The following is a 19,007-nucleotide window of genomic DNA, read 5'->3' as shown; positions in this document are numbered from 1 at the left end:
CCCCCGCAGTGGCCCTCAGCCGACCCGCCGCGCCCCCGCCGAAGGCACCGCCTCGAACACCCGCGGAGGTGTGAAGCCCGCTGCGGCGAAGGACTCCTCCACCGCCTTGGTGAGGGTGTCGACGTCGGTGGCCTCTGCGAGGACGATGGCCGAGCCGCCGAAGCCGCCGCCGGTCATCCGGGCGCCGAGCGCGCCGTTCGCCAGGGCGGTGTCGACGACCAGGTCCAGCTCCGGGCAGGAGATGCGGAAGTCGTCGCGGAGGGAGGCGTGGCCTTCGGTGAGGACCGGGCCGATGGCCCGGGTCTCGCCGGCGCGGAGGAGGGACACGACCCGCTCCACCCGCTGGTCCTCGGTGACGATGTGCCGGACCAGGCGGACGACCTCCTCCTCGTCGCCGAGGCGGGCGAGGGCCGCGTCCAGGTCGGCGTAGGCGATGTCGCGCAGGGCGTCCACGCCGAGCAGGGCCGCGCCCTTCTCGCAGCCGGCCCGGCGCTTGCCGTACTCGCCGCCGCTGTGGGCGTGCTTGACCTGGGTGTCCACGACCAGCAGGCGCAGGCCCTCGGCCGCCAGGTCGAAGGGGATCTGCCGCTGGGACAGGTCGCGGGTGTCGAGGAAGAGCGCGTGCCCGGACTCGCAGCAGGCCGACGCCGTCTGGTCCATGATGCCGGTCGGCGCGCCCACGTAGACGTTCTCGGCGCGCTGGCACAGGCGGGCCAGCTGCCAGCGCTGCAGGCCGAGGTCGTACAGGTCGCCCAGCGCGAGCGCGATCACGACCTCGAGGGCCGCGGAGGAGGACAGGCCCGCGCCGGTCGGGACCGTGGAGGCGAGGTGGACGTCGGCACCCGTGACCGGGTGGCCGGCCTCGCGCAGGGCCCAGACCACGCCCGCCGGGTACGCCGTCCAGTTCTCGTCGCTCTGCGGGGCCAGGGGGTCCAGCTGCAGCTCCACGACCGGGCCCTCGATGTCCGCCGAGTGCAGGCGCAGGACGCCGTCGGTGCGGCGGGAGACGGCCGCGGTCGCCCGGTGCGGCAGCGCGAACGGCATCACGAAGCCGTCGTTGTAGTCGGTGTGCTCGCCGATCAGGTTGACCCGGCCCGGCGCCGCCCACACCCCCTCCGGCTCGGCCCCGTACAGCTCGGCGAAGCGCTCCCGGACCTGCTGTGCCCCCACTAGTGCTCCTTTGCGATGTGCTGCGTGAACTCCCACGCGTCCGCGACGATCCCGGCGAGGTCCGCGCGGGACGGGTTCCAGCCCAGCTTCTCGCGGGCCGTGTCCGCCGAGGCGACCAGGACCGCCGGGTCGCCGCCGCGGCGCGGGGCGACGACCTCGGGGATCGGGTGCCCGGTGACCTTGCGGGCGGTCTCGATGACCTCGCGGACGGAGAAGCCGCTGCCGTTGCCGAGGTTGCAGATCAGGTGCTCGCCCGGCTGCGCGGCCGTCAGGGCCAGCAGGTGGGCCTCGGCCAGGTCCGCGACGTGGATGTAGTCGCGGATGCAGGTGCCGTCGGGGGTGGCGTAGTCGTCGCCGTAGATCGAGATCGCGTCGCGGCGGCCCTGGGCGACCTGGAGGACCAGGGGGATCAGGTGCGACTCGGGGTCGTGGCGCTCGCCGTGGGCGCCGTACGCGCCGGCCACGTTGAAGTAGCGCAGGGACACCGCGGCCAGGCCGTGGGCGTTGGCCTCGCTGGTGATCATGTGGTCGACGGCGAGCTTGGAGGCGCCGTAGGGGTTGGTGGGCCTGGTCGGGGCGCTCTCCACGATCGGGACCTGCTCCGGCTCGCCGTAGGTGGCCGCCGTGGAGGAGAAGACCAGCTTGCGGACGCCCGCCTGGCGCATGGCGCCGAGCAGGGCCATGCTGCCGGCCACGTTGTTGTCCCAGTACTTCTCCGGCTTCACCACCGACTCGCCGACCTGCGAGGAGGCGGCGAAGTGCAGGACGCCGTCGTAGGAGGAGTCGAGCCACTTGGTGGCGTCGCGGATGTCGCCCTCGACGAACGCCGCACCGGCGGGCACGCCCTCGCGGAAGCCGGTGGAGAGGTTGTCGAGGACGGTGACCTCGTGGCCGGCCTCCAGCAGGTGCTGGGCGACCACGCTGCCGACGTACCCCGCCCCACCCGTCACCAGGTACTTCATGAACTCGCTACCTCTCGCAGTCGCTCGGCCGCGCGCTCCGGCGGCACGTCGTTGATGAACACACTCATGCCGGACTCGGAACCCGCGAGAAACTTCAGCTTGCCGGAAGTGCGGCGGATGGTGAAAAGCTCGAGGTGGAGCGCGACGTCGTCCCGCGTCACACCGTCGAACTCCTCCAGCGTGCCGAACGGGGCCTGGTGCCAGCCCGCGATGTACGGCGTCGGAGGTTCACCCTCGCCGAAGATACGGTCGAAGCGCCTCAAGAGTTCCAGATAAACCTTGGGGAACTCTGAGCGCGCCGCCTCGTCGAGCGCGAGCAGATCGGGCACGCGGCGCTTCGGGTACAGGTGGACCTCGTACGGCCAGTGCGCCGCGTACGGCACGAAGGCCGCCCAGTGTTCACTCTCAAGGACGACCCGCTCCCCGGCGAGTTCCCGCTTCAGGACCGCGTCGAACAGGTTCTCCCCGCCGGTCGCCTCCTTGTGGGCGGCGAGCGAGCGGAGCATCAGCGCGGTGCGGGGCGTGGTGAAGGGGTAGGCGTAGATCTGACCGTGCGGGTGGCCGAGGGTCACGCCGATCTCCTCGCCCCGGTTCTCGAAACAGAACACCTGCTCGACAGAGGGCAGGTGCGACAGCTCCGAGGTGCGGTCGGTCCAGGCGTCCAGCACCAGGCGCGCCTGCTCCACGGTGAGCTCGGCGAAGGAGGCGTCGTGGTCGGAGGTGAAGCAGACCACCTCGCAGCGCCCGGAGTCGCCGGCCAGCGAGGGGAAGCGGTTCTCGAAGACGACGACGTCGTACGAGGAGTCCGGGATCTCGCTCAGGCGGTCGCTCGTGGATGGGCACAAGGGACACTCGTCGGCCGGCGGGTGGTAGGTGCGGCCCTGCCGGTGGGAGGCGACCGCGACCGAGTCGCCGAGCAGCACGTCCCGGCGGATCTCGGAGGTGGTGACCGTACGGTCCAGCGGGCGGCGGTCGGCGGCGTCCCGCACGGTGTCGTCCCGAAGGTCGTAGTAGATCAGCTCACGACCGTCGGCCAGCCGTGTCGAGGTCTTCTTCAACGCCGGACTCCTCTACGTCCCGCACCCAATCACTCAACACAATCAAACATAACAGACCACAACCCGACAACACCTTTGCCCATCACGATCAAACAAAGAACACCAACAGAAGTGTTCAATAACTGAACGCGGAGGCGTAGGTTCCGCTCTGGATCAGTTCGCGCAACGAAGCGAGTTCTCATGCAAACCCCCACACAAGTCCCCACCTATCTGGCGGCGCAGCTACGGCTCCCCACCAACTGGCTGGACTACACGATCCTGGCGATCTACTTCGTCGTCGTCCTGGGCATCGGATTCGCGGCCCGCCGCTCGGTGAAGACCACGCTCGACTTCTTCCTCTCGGGACGCTCGCTCCCCGCCTGGATCACCGGCCTCGCCTTCATCTCGGCGAACCTGGCGGCCACGGAGATCCTGGGCATGGCCGCGAACAGCGCCCAGTACGGCGCCTACACCGTGCACTGGTACTGGATCGGCGCCATCCCCGCCATGGTCTTCCTGGGCCTGGTGATGATGCCCTTCTACTACGGCAGCAAGGTCCGCTCGGTCCCCGAGTTCCTGCTGCTGCGCTTCGACCGGGGCGCTCACCTGCTCAGTTCGATCCTGTTCGCGTTCGCCGCCATCCTGATCGCCGGCGTCAACCTCTACGCCCTCGCGATCGTCGTCGAGGCGCTGCTGGGCTGGCCGCAGTGGGTGGCCATCGTGGTCGCCGGCGCGTTCGTGCTGGCGTACATCACGCTGGGCGGCCTGTCCTCCGCGATCTACAACGAGGTGCTCCAGTTCTTCGTGATCCTCGCGGCGCTGATCCCGATCACCGTGCTCGGTCTGAAGAAGGTCGGCGGCTGGGGCGGGCTGACCGACAAGCTCACCGCCACCCACGGCCACGACTTCACCACCGCCTGGGGCGGCACCGGCATCGGGCAGGTCAACCCGCTCGGCGCGAACTGGCTGACCATCGTGCTCGGCCTCGGTTTCGTGCTCTCCTTCGGCTACTGGACGACGAACTTCGCCGAGGTGCAGCGCGCACTGTCCGCGAAGAACCTCTCCGCCGGACAGCGGACCCCGCTGATCGCCGCCTACCCGAAGATCTTCATCGTCTTCCTGGTGATGATCCCGGGCCTGGTCGCCGCCGCGCTCATCCCGAAGTTCGGCACCCCCGCCTCCGGCTACCAGTACAACGACGCCATCCCCTACCTGATGCAGGAGCTGCTGCCCAACGGCGTGCTCGGCATCGCGGTCACCGGCCTGCTCGCCGCGTTCATGGCCGGCATGGCCGCCAACGTGTCGTCGTTCAACACGGTGTTCACCAACGACATCTGGGCCAAGTACGTCGTGCGGCACCGCGAGGACGGGTACTACGTGAAGTTCGGCCGCCTCATCACCGCGATCGGCGTGTGCGCCTCGATCGGCACGGCCTTCCTCGCGTCCTCGTTCTCGAACATCATGGCCTACCTGCAGACGCTGTTCTCCTTCTTCAACGTGCCGATGTTCGTCGTCTTCATCGTCGGCATGTTCTGGAAGCGCGCCTCCGCCAAGTCCGGCTTCTGGGGACTGCTCGCCGGCACCACGGCGGCGATGATCAACTACTTCGTGTTCTACAAGAAGGGCATCATCTCCCTCCCCTCCGACCAGGGCGCCAACTTCGTCTCCGCGATCGCGGGCTTCGTGGCCGGCGCGGTCGTCATGGTCGCGGTGTCGCTGTTCACCAAGCCGAAGCCGGCCGAGGAGCTGCAGGGCCTGGTCTACGGCACCCGCTCCCCCGGCATGGCCGAACCGCCCGCCCCCGGCGACGAGGCCTGGTACCGCAAGCCGGCCCTGCTGGGCTGGGGTGCGGTGATCATCGCCGCCGCCTGCTACATCCCGTTCTCGCTCTGACCGCGGGAGAATGGAGAGACCATGACCGAGCACTCCGAGCAGTTCGACTTCTCAGCGTCCACGGAAGAGGAACTCCAGCGCGAAGTCACCGAGCTGGAGCACAAGTCCGCGACCGCCGCCCGCATCTTCGACCTGCGCCGCATCATCGGTGGTCTGTTCGTGCTCTACGGCGTCATCGTCACGATCACCGGGATCACCGACTCCCGGTCCGCCATCGACAAGGCCGAGGGCGTCAACATCAACCTGTGGACCGGCATCGGCATGCTGCTCCTGGGCGTCTTCTTCCTGGCGTGGCTGAAGCTCAGGCCTGCGGCGCCTCAGCCGCTTCCTCCGAAGGGTTCGCCGGAGGAGTAACCGTCGGCCAGGGGACGGTTCCGCCGTAGGGGTGTGGGCCGTCCCGCGGGTGCGGGTTCGTCGTGGCTGATCGCGCCCACGCGGCGGTAGCCGCATGTCAAACACAGCCCCGCGCCCCTCAGGGAGTTGCAGTGCCGTCGGCTTCAGTACCGGTGCCTATTCGGGGCCGGGGTTCAGTGGTCCCGCTCGGTCCAGGAGACCCGTCCTTGCGGCCAAGGCCGCCGCCTCCAGGCGCGACCCCACGCCCAGCTTCATCAGCACCCGCTGCACATGCGTACGCGCAGTGCTCGGCGCGATGCCCATGCCCGCCGCGATCAGCCGGGTGTCCTCGCCGTCGGCGACCCGGACCAGGACCTCGACCTCGCGCGGGGTCAGCATCTGCAACAGCCGCTGCCCCTCGTCATCGGGCTGCGCCGCCGGATTGAGCAGCTCGCCGAAGGCCCCCTGCAGCAGCTGCGGCGCCACCGCCGCCTCCCCCGCCCGGGCCTTCATGATGGCCCGCTCGACCCCCTCGATCCGCTCGTCGTGCCGTACGTACCCCGACGCCCCGGCCGCGAAGGCCGCCGCGATACCGCGCGGCGACGGCACCGGTCCCAGCACGAGCACCGCCACCTGCGGCCGCTCCCGCTTGATCTTCACCACCGGGTCGAAGGCCCCCGGCTCGGCCGGCGCCGCCGTGCCCAGCAGGCACACCTCCGGTGCCCGCGCGATCACCAGATCCGCCGCACCCGCGGCCGGCGCCGCCGCCGCCAGCACCCGGTGCCCGCGCAGCTTCAACGCCGACGCCAACGCCTCCGCCAGCAGGCGATGGTCGTCGACGACCATGAGCCGCACTCCCATAGAGCAACCCCCCAGTCCCCCCCATGGATGCCCCACTATGGACGCCCACCAGCCCACAACGACAGAGGGCCCCCCGGCACCCTGCCCTTTTCATGCCCCCGGAAGCTACACGCTTGTTCGACGTCGCGCTGCCCCTATGCAGGAGAAGTGCCCCGGATCGATGAAATCCGGGGCACTCCCTGGTAATACCTGGCATTCGTCCCCGGGCGCTCTGAAGCGTCCGGGGGCGTGCGATCAGCCGCTCGCGCCGAACGCGAGCACCAGATACTCCTTGCCGTACGTGGCCTTGTGCGCGAACACGGCCGACATGAACAACCGGCCCTGCCCGTACAGGATCTCCGCGAAGTCGGGGAGCATCGTGGCCTCCGCCTGCCGCACGTCCGGCGTGGCCGGGTTCTCCAGCAGCTTGGTCGCCTTGAAGGAGTCGCCGTCGATGGTGACGATCTGGCCGCCCTTGTCGAACGGCGGATGCTTGTAGACGAGCAGGTTGCCGCCGTCCATGCGCAGCGGGGTGATCGTGTAGCCGTCGCCGGCCTCGGCGCGCTGGCCGGTCTGCTTGCCGGTGGCCAGGTCGAAGGCGATGACCTCGTTGGTCTTGTTGAACTGGCCGCTGCCGTCGTGCTCCTCGGTCGGCACGTACAGCTTGCCGCCGCCGACGACGATCCCCTTGCAGGCCTCGATGCGGGAGATGCCGTCGCAGCGGCCCGCGTAGGTGTCACCGGGCGCGGAGATACGGGTGATCAGCTTGCCGGTCTTGTCGTCGACGGAGAAGTAGTCCGAGATGTTGCTGCCGTCGCCCGCGCTGTCACCGACGTCGGCGGCCACCACGAGCGGGTCGGTCGAGACGACGCTGGCGTACTCGATGCCCGAGGCCATCTGGTAGTCGGAGATCACCTTCCCGGACGTCGGGTCGATGGTCTGGATGTGCAGCTGGCGGTTGCCGTAGGTGCCGCACTTGCGCACCGCGACGAGCTTGGCGCCGCCGCCGTAGCCGGCGTCGTAGCAGGTGTCCCCCGGCTTCGGCTGCCACCGCACCTTGCCGGAGTCGAGGTCGAACGCGGCACCGCCGTTGGTGCTGCCGACCGCGACGGTGTGCTGAGAGACCGTCACGTTGTCGAGGTTGATCGGGGTGTCACCGGCCTTGACCGTCTTCGTCCACAACGTGGTGCCCTTGGCGAGGTCGACGGCCGCGACCTGGCTGCATCCCGCGGTGGAGTTCTTCGGCGGCATCTTCGGCTGGAAGACGATCGCCGTCCTGCCGTCCGCAGTGACGTGCTTGCTGGCCGTGCACACCGGGCCGGGCAGCTTGAGCGTCCACAGCTTGCTGCCGCTCGCGGGGTCGTAGCCGACGATCTCCGCGATCCCGCTCTTGGCGTACACCTTGCCGGTGAGCCAGGAGCCCGCGGTGACGACGGTGTCGTCCGTCTTGGGCAGCGGCACCTGGAAGAGGACCTTGGCGGCGGGGTTCGCCGGCACCTTCTCGTCGCCGTGGGACGACGTGCCCCCGGAGCCGTCCTTGCCGCCCGTGCCCCCGCTCGCCTGTGCGGTGTCCTTCTTGCCGTCGTCCCCGGAGGACTTGGCGTACCAGACACCACCGCCGACGATCAGGCCGATCACGACGAGCGCCGCGACGATGATGAGGGCGACGGGGTTCTTCCCGCCACCGGGCTTCCCGGGCTGCGGCGGCATCGGCGCGACGGGGGCGCCCGGGTAGCCGTAGCCCTGCTGCTGGGTGTAGGGGCCCGCGGGCGGGACCGGCTGGGTGTACGGGGTCTGCTGGGCACCCGGGTAGCCGTAGCCAGGCTGGGGCGGCTGCGGGCCCTGGGGCGCCTGGGGATAGCCGTAGCCGGACTGGGGCGGCTGCGGGCCCTGGGGTGCCTGGGGATAGCCGTAGCCGGGCTGGGGCTGGGGCGGCTGAGGTGCCGGGGGCTGCTGCGGGTAGCCGTAGCCGGGCTGAGGGCTCGTCTGGAAGCCCGGCGGGGTCGCGGGCGCCGGCGGGGCCGTGGGCGGCTGGTCCTGGGGCGGGCCGAAACCGCCCTGCTGCGGGGGCTGGTTCGGCGGCTGGCTCGGCGGCGGGGGCGGCTGGGTCATGACAGAGGTACCTCGGTGAAGCTCTCGGGGCCGGACGGCGGGCGGAGGACGGGAGACGGACCGGGGCTCACTTGCCGAAGGCCATCATCAGCTTCTCCTTCGCGTCGTCGTTGCCGGTCAGCCGGGAGGAGGAGATGAAGAAGCGTCCGTCGGCCCACTCGATGTCACCGTCGAAGAAGCCGTTCTCGATCCGGGCGGCGCCCGCCGGGTTCTGCAGCAGCTTGGTCGTCGTGTGCGAGCCGCCGGTGGTCGGGACCGACACGATCTGGCCGCCCGCGTCGTACGACGGCTGCACATACGCGATGAGCTTGCCGCCCTCGGTCTTCATCGGGGACATCGGCTCGTCCGCCGGAGACTTGACGCGCCACTTCTCCTTGCCGTTCGCCAGGCTGATGGCGACGATCTCGTTGGCGCTGGTCGTGGTGTCGGTGGGCAGGTAGAGCGTGTCCGCGTCGACGGCGACGCCCTGGCAGCCCTGGAGGTCGCGTTCGAGGATCGCCCAGCCGCAGTGCGGGGCGAACTTCTCGTCGACCTTGACCTCCGAGCGGAACTTGCCGTCCTTGGTGAAGGTGGAGATGTTCCAGGCCTTCTTGCCCTCGTTGGTCAGGTAGACCACGAGCGGGTCGAGGGAGTACGTCCGCGCGACCTTCCAGCCCTTCTTGACCGGCTGGGTCCACTTGACCTTGCCGGTGGCCGGGTCGAGTTCCTGGATCTCGTCGTGCTCGTTGCTGCCGCCGGCCCCGCAGGAGGCCACCTGGACCAGCCGGCCCGAGCCGCCCGCGAACGCGCTCGGGAAGCAGGCCGAGCCGTACTTCTTCTTGTCGTACAGCTTGCGGCCGGTGGCGAGGTCGTATGCCGTGCCCGACTGCGAACGGCCCACCATCAGCGTCTTCCCGCTGGTGGTCAGCTCGATGCTGAGCGCGCTGTCGAACAACGCGCCGTCGGCGACCTGGGCGGTCCAGCCCTTCTTGCCGGTGTTCAGGTCGATCTGCTGGAGCTGGTTGCACTTGGCGCGGTCGGTGACGCCGCTCATGTACGCCACGACGACCTTGTCGTCGGCCGACTTCTGCGGAGTGACCGCGCAGATCTTCTGCGGGAACGTGATCGGGTCCCAGGCGGGGTTGCCGTCGCCGACGTTGTAGGCGAAGACCTGCTTGTACGCCGCCTTCACCGCCGTCTTGCCGGTGATCCACATGCCGGGCGCATCGGCGCCGGAACCGGGGGCGTCGGGCGCGGTCTTGTACCAGAGCACCTTCGCCTCGCCGGACTTGCGGCCCTCGTTGAGGTTCTCCGGGTCCGCACCGCCGTTGCCGCTGCCGTCACCGGGGTTGACCGGCGCGCCGGAGGACTGCTTGCCGTCGTCACTCTTCTGGGCGACCGGCTTCTTGCCGCTGCCGTCATCGCCACTCGTGACCGCGTAGACGGTGCCACCGATGACGGCCAGCGCGGCCACCGCGGCACCGATGATCAGCGCAGTCCTCCCCTTGGACGCGGGCTGCCCGCCGGGCGGGGTGCCGGGCGCGCCCGGGAACTGGGGCGGCTGCTGCGGGTAGCCGTAGCCGGGCTGGGGCTGCGGGGCGTACGCGTTCGGCTGGCCGTATGGTCCCGGCTGCTGGCCGTAGGGGCCCGGCTGGGCGGGCTGGCCGTACGGGCCGGGCTGCTGGGGGTAGCCGTACCCCGGCTGCGGCGGGGTCTGCGGAGGCCCCTGCGGAGGCGGCGGGTTCTGCGCTGCGCCGAAGGCGCCGCCCGTCGGCGGCTGGTCCTGCGGCGGTCCGAAGCCGCCCTGCGGCGGCTGGTTGGGCGGCTGAGTCATCAGCGCGTTCCCCCGTTCGATCACTGATTTTTAGCCACGCCCTGAGGTTCGTGATGACCCAGAGCCGTACTCAGAAAGTTCTCAGACGGCTCTTTCTATCACTCACAACTGACAAGGCACGGGGCCGGTTCAACCCCTGTTCCCAAGGGAGGACCGGCCCGTGATGCCCTCGTTATGCGCCTTCACGCACCCTTCACGCGTCCTCGGCCATTTCCAGCCAGCGCATTTCCAGTTCCTCGCGCTCCCCGGCCAGATCGCGCAACTCCGCGTCCAGTTCGGCGACCTTGGCGAAGTCCGTGGCGTTCTCGGCGATCTGGGCGTGCAGCTTGGACTCCCTCTCGGAGATCTTGTCCAACTGGCGCTCGATCCGCTGGAGTTCCTTCTTGGCGGCGCGCTGGTCGGCGGCGCTCTTCTCCGCCGCGGCCGGCTTGGGCGCCGTGGCGGCGGCCTTCTCGGCGACCGCCTCCTCCATCCGCTGCCGCCGCTCCAGGTACTCGTCGATGCCGCGCGGCAGCATCCGCAGGGCGCCGTCGCCGAGGAGGGCGAACACCCGGTCCGTGGTGCGCTCCACGAAGAACCTGTCGTGGGAGATGACGATCATCGAGCCCGGCCAGCCGTCGAGGACGTCCTCGAGCTGGGTGAGGGTCTCGATGTCGAGGTCGTTGGTGGGCTCGTCGAGGAAGAGGACGTTGGGCTCGTCCATGAGGAGGCGCAGGAGCTGCAGGCGCCGGCGCTCACCACCCGACAGGTCACCGACCGGCGTCCACTGCTTCTCCTTGGAGAAGCCGAACGTCTCGCACAGCTGCCCTGCGGTCATCTCGCGCCCCTTGCCGAGGTCGACGCGCTCACGGACCTGCTGCACGGCCTCCAGGACCCGCACGGCGGGGTCGAGTTCGGCTACCTCCTGGGAGAGGTAGGCGAGCTTGACGGTCTTCCCGACGACGACCCGCCCGCCGACGGGCTGCACCTCGCCCTCGGTCCGCGCCGCCTGGGCCATGGCCCGCAGCAGCGAGGTCTTGCCGGCGCCGTTGACGCCGACCAGGCCGATGCGGTCGCCGGGGCCGAGCTGCCAGGTGACGTGCTGGAGCAGCACCTTGGGCCCGGCCTGCACGGTGACGTTCTCCAGGTCGAAGACCGTCTTGCCGAGGCGGGAGGAGGCGAACTTCATCAGCTCGCTGCTGTCCCGGGGCGGCGGCACGTCCGCGATCAGCTCGTTGGCGGCCTCGACCCGGAAGCGCGGCTTGGAGGTGCGCGCGGGCGCCCCGCGCCGCAGCCAGGCCAGCTCCTTGCGGATCAGGTTCTGCCGCTTGGCCTCTTCGGTGGCGGCGATCCGCTCGCGCTCCGCGCGCGCGAAGACGTAGTCGGAGTAGCCGCCCTCGTACTCGTACACGTCGCCACGCTGAACGTCCCACATGCGGGTGCAGACCTGGTCCAGGAACCACCGGTCGTGCGTCACGCACACCAGTGCCGAGCGCCGGTTCTGCAGGTGCCGGGCGAGCCAGGCGATGCCCTCGACGTCGAGGTGGTTGGTGGGCTCGTCGAGGACGATCAGGTCCTGTTCCTCGATGAGCAGCTTGGCGAGCGCGATGCGGCGCCGCTCGCCGCCGGACAGCGGCCCGATGACGGTGTCGAGCCCCTTGGGGAAGCCGGGCAGGTCGAGCCCGCCGAACAGCCCGGTCAGCACATCGCGGACCTTGGCGTTGCCGGCCCACTCGTGGTCGGCCATGTCGCCGATGACCTCGTGGCGGACGGTGGCGGCGGGGTCCAGGGAGTCGTGCTGGGTGAGCACGCCGATGCGCAGCCCGCCGGAGTGGGTGACGCGCCCGGTGTCCGCCTCCTCCAGCTTGGCGAGCATCCGGATGAGGGTGGTCTTGCCGTCGCCGTTGCGCCCGACGACCCCGATCCGGTCCCCTTCCGACACGCCGAGCGAAACGCCGTCGAGCAGGGCACGGGTGCCGTACACCTTGCTGACGTTCTCGACATTGACCAGGTTGACGGCCATTTCACTCCTGTGCGCGGGGGTCGGTCAGCCTTCTAGCGTAGGCCCTGGTTGGTGAGGGGCGGGGCGCGAGGGGGTTGTCACTCTTTGTGATGACGTGATCGGGAACAGGCCGCTACCGTTGAGGTCAGGCAGCAGGATCCCGTCCATGGGAGGAACCATGACCGCCGAGTCCGTAGACCACCACGTCCACTGGCCGGTGCCACCGCAGGACGGCTACACCGTGGACGACCTGTTCACACTGCCGGATCTCCCGCCGCATACCGAGCTGATCGACGGGAGCCTGGTTTTCGTGAGTCCGCAGCGCATCTTTCATGCCGATGCGATTGACATGCTGATCAGCGGCCTGAGGCGCACAGCACCGCCGGAGATCCGGGTCAAACGGGAGATGACCGTCGTGCTCGACAAGCGCAACGGCCCCGAACCGGACATCTCCGTGGTCCTTGCAGAAGCTGTCACCGACCGGCGCCAGACCCACTTCAAGGCGGCAGATGTCGTGCTCGCCATCGAGGTCGTATCGCCGGACTCCGAGGCTCGCGACCGAGACGCGAAGCCTCACAAGTACGCGGCGGCGGGGATCCCCCATTTCTGGCTCGTCGATATGGCAGGCCAGGACGACCACCCTGCCGTCCAGGTCTACGAGCGCGGCGAGGCCACAGGCACCTACACACTGACCGGCATCTACCACGACCACCTCAAGGTCAACGTCCCCTACGACATCGACATCGACCTGACCGCCATCGACAACCTCTGAGGCCTGCCCTCAGAGAACCGTCGCCCCCGCCACCGGCCCCACCGCCATCCGCACCGCCCTGTACGTCCCCGACGCCCGCAGGGCCTCGGCCACCTTCTCCGCCGACTCCGCATCACGCGCGAGGAACGCCGTCGTAGGCCCCGATCCGGAGACCAGCGCGGCCAGCGCACCCGCCCCTCGCCCCGCCTCCAGCGTGTCGGCCAGCTCCGGGAACAGGGACAGCGCGGCGGGCTGAAGGTCATTGGACACGGCCGCCGCCAGCGCCTCCGCGTCCCCCTTCGCCAGGGCCTCCAGCAGCTCCGCCGAGGCCACCGGCTCCGGAATCTCCCGTCCCTCCGCCAGCCGGTCGAACTCCCGGAAGACCGCCGGGGTCGACAGCCCCCGCTCGGCCATCGCGAACACCCAGTGGAAGGTGCCGCCGGTCTCCAGGACCGTCAGCTGCTCCCCGCGCCCGACCCCCAGAGCCGCCCCGCCGACCAGGCTGAACGGCACATCGCTGCCCAACTCGGCGCAGATGGCGAGCAACTCGGCCCGGGAAGCACCCGTACCCCACAGCGCATTGCAGGCGAGCAGCGCGCCCGCGCCGTCCGCGCTGCCGCCCGCCATACCGCCGGCGACCGGGATGTCCTTGGCGATGTGGATGTGGACGTTGGGCTCGATGCCCCGGCGCCCGGCGAGGGCGATGGCCGCGCGCGCGGCGAGGTTGGTGTCGTCCAGGGGGACCTGGTCGGCGTCCGGGCCCTCGCAGGTGATCCGGAGTTCCTCCGCGGGGGTCACCGTCACCTCGTCGTAGAGGCCGACGGCGAGGAAGACGTTGGCGAGGTCGTGGAACCCGTCGGGGCGGGCGGCGCCCACCGCGAGCTGGACGTTGACCTTGGCCGGGACCCGTACCGTGACGCTCACTCGCCGCTCTCCTTGTGTTCCGCGATCCGCACGAACTCCTCCACCGTCAGCGACTCCCCGCGCGCCTGCGGCGAGACCCCGGCGGCGACCAGGGCCGCCTCGGCGGCAGCGGCGGACCCGGCCCAGCCGGCGAGGGCGGCCCGCAGGGTCTTGCGGCGCTGGGCGAACGCCGCGTCGATCACCGCGAAGACCTCCCGCTTGGAGGCCGTCGTCTTGATCGGCTCGGCCCGCCGCACGAGGGAGACCAGCCCGCTGTCGACGTTCGGCGCGGGCCAGAAGACGTTGCGCCCGATGGCACCGGCGCGCTTCACGTCGGCGTACCAGTTGGCCTTCACGGACGGGACGCCGTACACCTTGTTGCCGGGCGTGGCGGCCAGCCGGTCCGCGACCTCGGCCTGGACCATTACGAGCGTGCGTTCGATGCTCGGGAAGGTGTCGAGCATGTGCAGCAGCACCGGTACGGCCACGTTGTAGGGCAGGTTCGCCACCAGGGCCGTCGGTGCGGGGCCGGGCAGTTCGGCGACGTGCATCGCGTCGGAGTGCACCAGCGCGAACCGGTCGGCGCGCTCCGGCGCGCGCGCCGCGATGGTCGCGGGCAGTGCGGCGGCCAGCACGTCGTCGATCTCGACGGCGGTGACCCGGTCGGCGACCTCCAGCAGCGCGAGCGTGAGGGAACCGAGCCCCGGGCCGACCTCGACGACCACGTCGTCGGGGCGGACCCCGGCGGTGCGGACGATCCGGCGGACCGTGTTGGCGTCGATCACGAAGTTCTGGCCGCGCTGCTTGGTGGGACGGACACCGAGCGCTGCCGCCAGCTCGCGGATGTCGGCGGGGCCGAGGAGGGCGTCGGGGGTGGGGCTGCTCACGGGACAAGGGTACGGGGCTGCCGGGGGCCCTTCGTCCGGCTCCCGGTGCTCACCCGCGCAGCCGTGTCCCGCAGTGCGGCCAGGGGCTCGCGCCCTGGCGCACGTACAGCTTCTTCGCGCGGAACGTCTGCTCCTCCGCGGACGCGTCCTGCGGGCGTCCGCTGCCGCCGAGGCTGTGCCAGGTGCGCGCGTCGAACTGGTAGAGCCCGCCGTACGTCCCCGAGGGGTCCACGGCGTGCGGGCGGCCGCCGGACTCGCAGGCGGCGAGTCCGTGCCAGTCGAGGTGGTCGGCGCCCTTCACGGAGTGCGGCCGGGGCTTGGTGCCCACCTTCACCACCTGCTTGCGCGGCTCGCGCACCACCTCGGCCGTCTCCCGGCGCGGTTTCTCCCGGACGCCGTTGACGGTGCGCAGGAAGTAGGTGACGCGCCGCAGCCCGGGCTGTCCGGGCCGTTCGACGACCTCGGTGCCCTTGAAGAGGGAGGGGTCCTCGATCCGTTCCACCTCGAAGGGGATCTCCTCCTCGCGCACCTCCCTGACGCCGGTCACCCGCAGCACGGTCACCGTCTGCCCGTCGCGCGGGAAGCTGTCGGGCGGGACGGAGGTGGTGTCCTGGCCGTGCAGGGTGACGCCGGCCTCCTCGACTGCTTCGCGGACGCTGGCCGCGTTGGTGCGGATGGTGCGGGTGCGGCCGTCCGCCATGACCGTGACGGCACGCTCGGTGCGCACGTCGAGCGCGAGCCCGGTGCGTCCGATGCCCTGGGAGCGCGAGGTGGACAGATACGCGCCCTCCGCGCGCACCCCCAGCTCCCTGAGCGCGCCGTCCACCGTGTGCGCCGTCGTCCACACCTCGTGCTGCTGACCGTCCAGCGTGAGCCGTACGGGGCGCCCGTAGTGCACCGCGACCTCGTCGCCGCTCGCGAGCGGCACGCCACGGGCGGGCGCGACCACGTCGTGCTCGCCCACGCGTACGCCCTCCTCGGTGAGCAGCTCGGACACGTCGTCGGCGAAGGTGTGCAGGGACTGCCGCCTGCCGTCGACGTCCAGCTCGACCGCCTTGTCCTTGGCGACGAAGGCGGTGGTGCCGCCGGCCAGGAACGCGACGACCAGCGCCTGCGGCAGCAGGCGGCGCACAGCGGACTCCGGGCGCTCGGCGCAGCGCGCCTTGCGCCGGCGCGCAGCACGCCCGCTCACCCCGGCGTGCACATCCAGGTCATCCGCCCCCACGTGCACATCCGGCTCGCCCACCCCCGCGTGCTCACCCGGCTCCTCCACCCACGCGGGCGCCTCGGCCTCCGGCAGCACCCCCTCGGGCATGCTCGCCGGCTGCCTCGGCAGCGGCAGCTCCGGTTCGGTGACGAAGTACGCCTCGGCCTCGTAAGCGGGCCGGTAGGTGTCCCCGTACATTCCGTACGGCAGCGTCTCCGTGGTGTGTACGAAGGAGTCGTGGCCGTACGGGTCGTACATCTCGAATTGCGAGTTGCTCACGCCGACACGCTCCAGAGGGCCAGAGGGGTCCGGATCGGGCCCCCAGAACCTAGCGGAGCGCCAGTCACTCTCCAAAGCGCCACGACTACACACGGTCGCGACCGGCCTCAGTAGAGCCCCTGTGGGCGTTATCGGCCAGTTATGAACGACATACTGTCAGTAACCGAAGGCGCGAGCCGTGTTCGCGCCCAGCGCCGTCGCCAGCGCGTCCTCGTCGATGCCCCGCACGGCGGCCATCGCGCGCACCGTGACCGGAACGAGATACGGGGCGTTGGGCCGTCCGCGGTACGGCGCCGGGGTGAGGAAGGGCGCGTCGGTCTCCACGAGGACCAGGTCCAGCGGGGCGACGGCGAGGGCGTCCCTGAGGTTCTGGGCGTTCTTGAAGGTGACGTTGCCGGCGAAGGACATGAAGTAGCCCTCGCGGGCGCAGATCTCGGCCATCTCGGCGTCGCCGGAGTAGCAGTGGAAGACGGTGCGCTCGGGGGCGCCCTCCTCCTTCAGGACGCGCAGGACGTCGGCGTGGGCGTCGCGGTCGTGGATGACGAGGGCCTTGCCGTGCCGCTTGGCGATCTCGATGTGGGCGCGGAAGGACCGCTCCTGGGCCGCCTTGCCCTCGGGGCCGGTGCGGAAGTAGTCCAGCCCCGTCTCGCCGACGCCCTTGACGTGGGGCAGCCCGGCCAGCCGGTCGATCTCGGCGAGGGCGTCGTCCAGCGCGGCATTGCCGCCCGGCTGCCGGGCGCCCTGCCGGGACCAGCCGTCGGGGTCGCCGTGGACGATGCGCGGGGCCTCGTTCGGGTGCAGGGCGACGGTCGCGTGCACGTTCTCGTACGCGGCGGCCGTCTCGGCGGCCCACTGCGACCCCTTGATGTCGCAGCCGACCTGCACGACCGTCGTCACGCCCACCGACGCGGCCTTGGCGAGGCCCTCCTCGACGGTGCCGGACTGCATGTCGAGATGGGTGTGGGAGTCGGCGACGGGCACCCGGAGGGGCTCCGGGAGCGGCGGTGCGGCGCTCTTGTCGTTCTTGTCATCCTGGGCGGCGCGGCCGGCGTTCGAAGGCATGGCTCCGATCCTACGAAAGGGGCATGCGTTCGAACGCCGGTGATCCGCTCAGCTCGCCCGGCGCTGGAAGGGGTGCAGGAGATCGGACAGGTGCCAGTGGTGGTCCCTGGCCGCGGAGGCCTCGGGGCTCACGGCCGTCCCGTCGGGCACCGTGGGGACCTCCACCGGCCCGGCCGCCGGGACACTGCGGTGGTGGTGGCCGGCCGCGCTGCGCACCGCCGAGACCTGGCCCGCGCGCATGATCCGCACGACGTGACCGTCGCAGTTGTGGCATGCGGGGCGGCTCAGCGGGGACGGCACGATCCGCCCGTCGGCCACGTACATCACGAACTCGTGGCCGTCGGCGTCCGTGTGGTGCTCTATCTCGTACGACTGCTCCCAGCCGTGCCCGCATCGCATGCACGCGAACGCGTACGACTCGTGAACGACGGCTGTGGCCGTGCCGCGGAGGCCGGACTGCCCTGCGATCTCACTCATGCCAGCTCCTGTTGTCCGCTGGACAAGCGCCCCGCCGCGGGGGTTCCCCCCGGAATCCCCTGGGGCGCGGGACGGGTGCGTCCCTTTGACCAGTGGACGCCTGCGCCGCAGCGAATGCAGCAGGCCTGTCGAGTGTTGGAGGCGTTTTGGACGTTCCTTGCCCCAGCGGCCTTGGCCACGGGGCTGCGCTTTGCCTTCGGCGTCCGCCTTTTGCCCTCCCATGGGGCGCCCGCTCAGTCGAGAACGCCCCTGCTCAGAGGGCCTGTTTCCGCAGGCCGGGGGACGCGCCCGAAGGGGCGCGGGCTGTATCGATATGCGGCTCCGCCGCGTGGGCGCGACCAGCCACACCCGACCCGCACCCCGCCGGCAAGAACAACCCCGACGGTGCTAGCCGGAACCCGCCTACTCAGAGGAGCGCTTCGCCGCCACCACCGCGTCGAACACGACCCTCTTCGGCAGCCCGGCCTCCGCCGCCACCGCCGCGATCGCCTCCTTGCGCCGCTCGCCCGCCTCCTCCCGGATACGCACCCGGCGGACCAGTTCCCCGGCGTCGAGTTCCTCGGGCCCGGACTCGGGAGCACCCTCCACGACGACGGTGATCTCTCCGCGGACGCCCTCGGCGGCCCACTGCGCGAGCTCCGCGAGGGGACCGCGCCGCACCTCCTCGTACGTCTTGGTCAGCTCGCGGCAGACGGCGGCGCGCCGGTCCGCGCCGAAGACCTCGGCCATGGCGGCGAGGGTGTCGTCGAGCCGGTGCGGGGCCTCGAAGTAGACCAGCGTCCGCCGCTCGTCGGTGACCTCCCGCAGCCGCGACAGCCGCTCCCCCGCCTTGCGCGGCAGGAAGCCCTCGAAGCAGAACCGGTCGACGGGCAGCCCGGACAGGGCGAGGGCGGTGAGCACGGCGGACGGCCCAGGTACGGCGGTGACCCGGATGTCCTTCTCCACGGCGGCCGCGACCAGCCGGTACCCCGGGTCGGAGACGGACGGCATGCCCGCGTCCGTCACCAGCAGCACGCGCGCGCCGCCGAGCAGCTCCTCGACCAGCTCGGGGGTGCGGGCGGACTCGTTGCCCTCGAAGTACGACACCACGCGGCCCTTGGGGGTCACGCCCAGCGCCTGGGTGAGCCGGCGCAGCCGCCGGGTGTCCTCGGCGGCGACGACGTCGGCGCCGGCCAGCTCCTCGGCCAGCCGGGGCGGCGCGTCCGCGATGTCGCCGATGGGGGTACCTGCCAGGACAAGGGTTCCAGTCACGCCCCCATCCTCCCAGGGCGCCGAGCAACCCGGGAAAACGACCGCATCC

16 protein-coding genes are annotated in these 19,007 nt (G+C 70.8%); 3 read left to right on the top strand and 13 right to left on the bottom strand.

The genetic code is table 11. The annotated features are described in order from the left end of the window. Window positions 1-15: 15 nt before the first annotated feature. The 3 genes from galK to galT are packed head-to-tail and all read right to left on the bottom strand — an operon-like array spanning window position 16 to window position 3,190. Window positions 16-1,170 (bottom strand): galactokinase, encoded by a 1,155-nt coding sequence (gene galK, locus ACZ5DS_RS39390; protein ID WP_468248492.1) that lies wholly within the window; start codon window positions 1,168-1,170, stop codon window positions 16-18. Then, the gene (gene galE / locus ACZ5DS_RS39385; RefSeq protein WP_468248490.1) at window positions 1,170-2,132 is read right to left on the bottom strand and encodes a UDP-glucose 4-epimerase GalE; all 963 of its coding nucleotides are present in this window, start codon (window positions 2,130-2,132) and stop codon (window positions 1,170-1,172) included. Before galE ends, galK begins: the two co-directional genes overlap by 1 nt. Further along, entirely contained in the window at window positions 2,129-3,190 is a 1,062-nt protein-coding gene (galT, locus tag ACZ5DS_RS39380; RefSeq protein ID WP_468248488.1) for a galactose-1-phosphate uridylyltransferase, read from the bottom strand. Before galT ends, galE begins: the two co-directional genes overlap by 4 nt. Before the next feature lie 180 nt (window positions 3,191-3,370). Here galT and ACZ5DS_RS39375 point away from each other — a divergent pair, with 180 nt between their 5' ends. Together ACZ5DS_RS39375 and ACZ5DS_RS39370 are read left to right on the top strand one after the other, a co-directional pair. Beyond that, window positions 3,371-5,062: a sodium:solute symporter family protein gene (locus tag ACZ5DS_RS39375; RefSeq protein WP_468248485.1), complete on the top strand. Its 1,692-nt coding sequence runs from the start codon at window positions 3,371-3,373 to the stop codon at window positions 5,060-5,062. Window positions 5,063-5,083: 21 nt separating this feature from the next. Further along, the gene (locus ACZ5DS_RS39370; RefSeq protein WP_468248483.1) at window positions 5,084-5,416 is read left to right on the top strand and encodes a hypothetical protein; all 333 of its coding nucleotides are present in this window, start codon (window positions 5,084-5,086) and stop codon (window positions 5,414-5,416) included. A gap of 156 nt (window positions 5,417-5,572) precedes the next feature. On the opposite strand, the gene ACZ5DS_RS39365 is transcribed toward ACZ5DS_RS39370, so the two are convergent. From ACZ5DS_RS39365 to ACZ5DS_RS39350, 4 genes are all read right to left on the bottom strand, one after another. Then, window positions 5,573-6,256: a helix-turn-helix transcriptional regulator gene (locus ACZ5DS_RS39365; protein ID WP_468248481.1), complete on the bottom strand. Its 684-nt coding sequence runs from the start codon at window positions 6,254-6,256 to the stop codon at window positions 5,573-5,575. A gap of 234 nt (window positions 6,257-6,490) precedes the next feature. Next, the gene (locus tag ACZ5DS_RS39360) at window positions 6,491-8,347 is read right to left on the bottom strand and encodes an outer membrane protein assembly factor BamB family protein (protein WP_468248478.1); all 1,857 of its coding nucleotides are present in this window, start codon (window positions 8,345-8,347) and stop codon (window positions 6,491-6,493) included. Window positions 8,348-8,414: 67 nt separating this feature from the next. Next, a complete protein-coding gene (locus tag ACZ5DS_RS39355; protein ID WP_468248476.1) occupies window positions 8,415-10,160 on the bottom strand; it encodes an outer membrane protein assembly factor BamB family protein in 1,746 nt (581 codons plus the stop codon). Between the two features lie 193 nt (window positions 10,161-10,353). After that, entirely contained in the window at window positions 10,354-12,162 is a 1,809-nt protein-coding gene (locus ACZ5DS_RS39350; protein WP_468248474.1) for an ABC-F family ATP-binding cassette domain-containing protein, read from the bottom strand. Between the two features lie 157 nt (window positions 12,163-12,319). Here ACZ5DS_RS39350 and ACZ5DS_RS39345 point away from each other — a divergent pair, with 157 nt between their 5' ends. Further along, on the top strand, window positions 12,320-12,913 hold the full coding sequence (locus ACZ5DS_RS39345; RefSeq protein ID WP_468248471.1) for a Uma2 family endonuclease: 594 nt from the start codon (window positions 12,320-12,322) through the stop codon (window positions 12,911-12,913). A gap of 9 nt (window positions 12,914-12,922) precedes the next feature. Here the strand turns inward: ACZ5DS_RS39345 and ACZ5DS_RS39340 are convergent, their stop codons facing one another. The 6 genes from ACZ5DS_RS39340 to rsmI all read right to left on the bottom strand — a co-directional run bounded on the left by ACZ5DS_RS39340 (window position 12,923) and on the right by rsmI (window position 18,958). Next, window positions 12,923-13,816 (bottom strand): 4-(cytidine 5'-diphospho)-2-C-methyl-D-erythritol kinase, encoded by an 894-nt coding sequence (locus ACZ5DS_RS39340; RefSeq protein WP_468248469.1) that lies wholly within the window; start codon window positions 13,814-13,816, stop codon window positions 12,923-12,925. Further along, window positions 13,813-14,682: a 16S rRNA (adenine(1518)-N(6)/adenine(1519)-N(6))-dimethyltransferase RsmA gene (rsmA, locus tag ACZ5DS_RS39335; RefSeq protein WP_468248467.1), complete on the bottom strand. Its 870-nt coding sequence runs from the start codon at window positions 14,680-14,682 to the stop codon at window positions 13,813-13,815. The genes ACZ5DS_RS39340 and rsmA overlap by 4 nt, the downstream gene beginning before the upstream one ends. Before the next feature lie 49 nt (window positions 14,683-14,731). After that, on the bottom strand, window positions 14,732-16,168 hold the full coding sequence (locus ACZ5DS_RS39330) for a ubiquitin-like domain-containing protein (protein ID WP_468248465.1): 1,437 nt from the start codon (window positions 16,166-16,168) through the stop codon (window positions 14,732-14,734). 156 nt (window positions 16,169-16,324) lie between these two features. Continuing rightward, window positions 16,325-17,230, bottom strand: a complete 906-nt coding sequence (locus tag ACZ5DS_RS39325) for a TatD family hydrolase (RefSeq protein ID WP_468248463.1) — start codon at window positions 17,228-17,230, stop codon at window positions 16,325-16,327. A 48-nt stretch (window positions 17,231-17,278) separates the two neighbouring features. Continuing rightward, entirely contained in the window at window positions 17,279-17,707 is a 429-nt protein-coding gene (locus ACZ5DS_RS39320) for a hypothetical protein (RefSeq protein ID WP_468248460.1), read from the bottom strand. Window positions 17,708-18,109: 402 nt separating this feature from the next. Then, window positions 18,110-18,958 carry a 16S rRNA (cytidine(1402)-2'-O)-methyltransferase gene (gene rsmI / locus ACZ5DS_RS39315; RefSeq protein WP_468248458.1) on the bottom strand — a complete coding sequence of 283 codons (849 nt, stop codon included), beginning with the start codon at window positions 18,956-18,958 and terminating at the stop codon, window positions 18,110-18,112. Window positions 18,959-19,007 lie beyond the last annotated feature (49 nt).

The sequence above is a fragment of the Streptomyces sp. NPDC031100 genome (assembly GCF_055570785.1).
The sequence above is the reverse complement of the archived record's forward strand: the minus strand, read 5'-3'. Positions and strand labels throughout refer to the sequence as shown.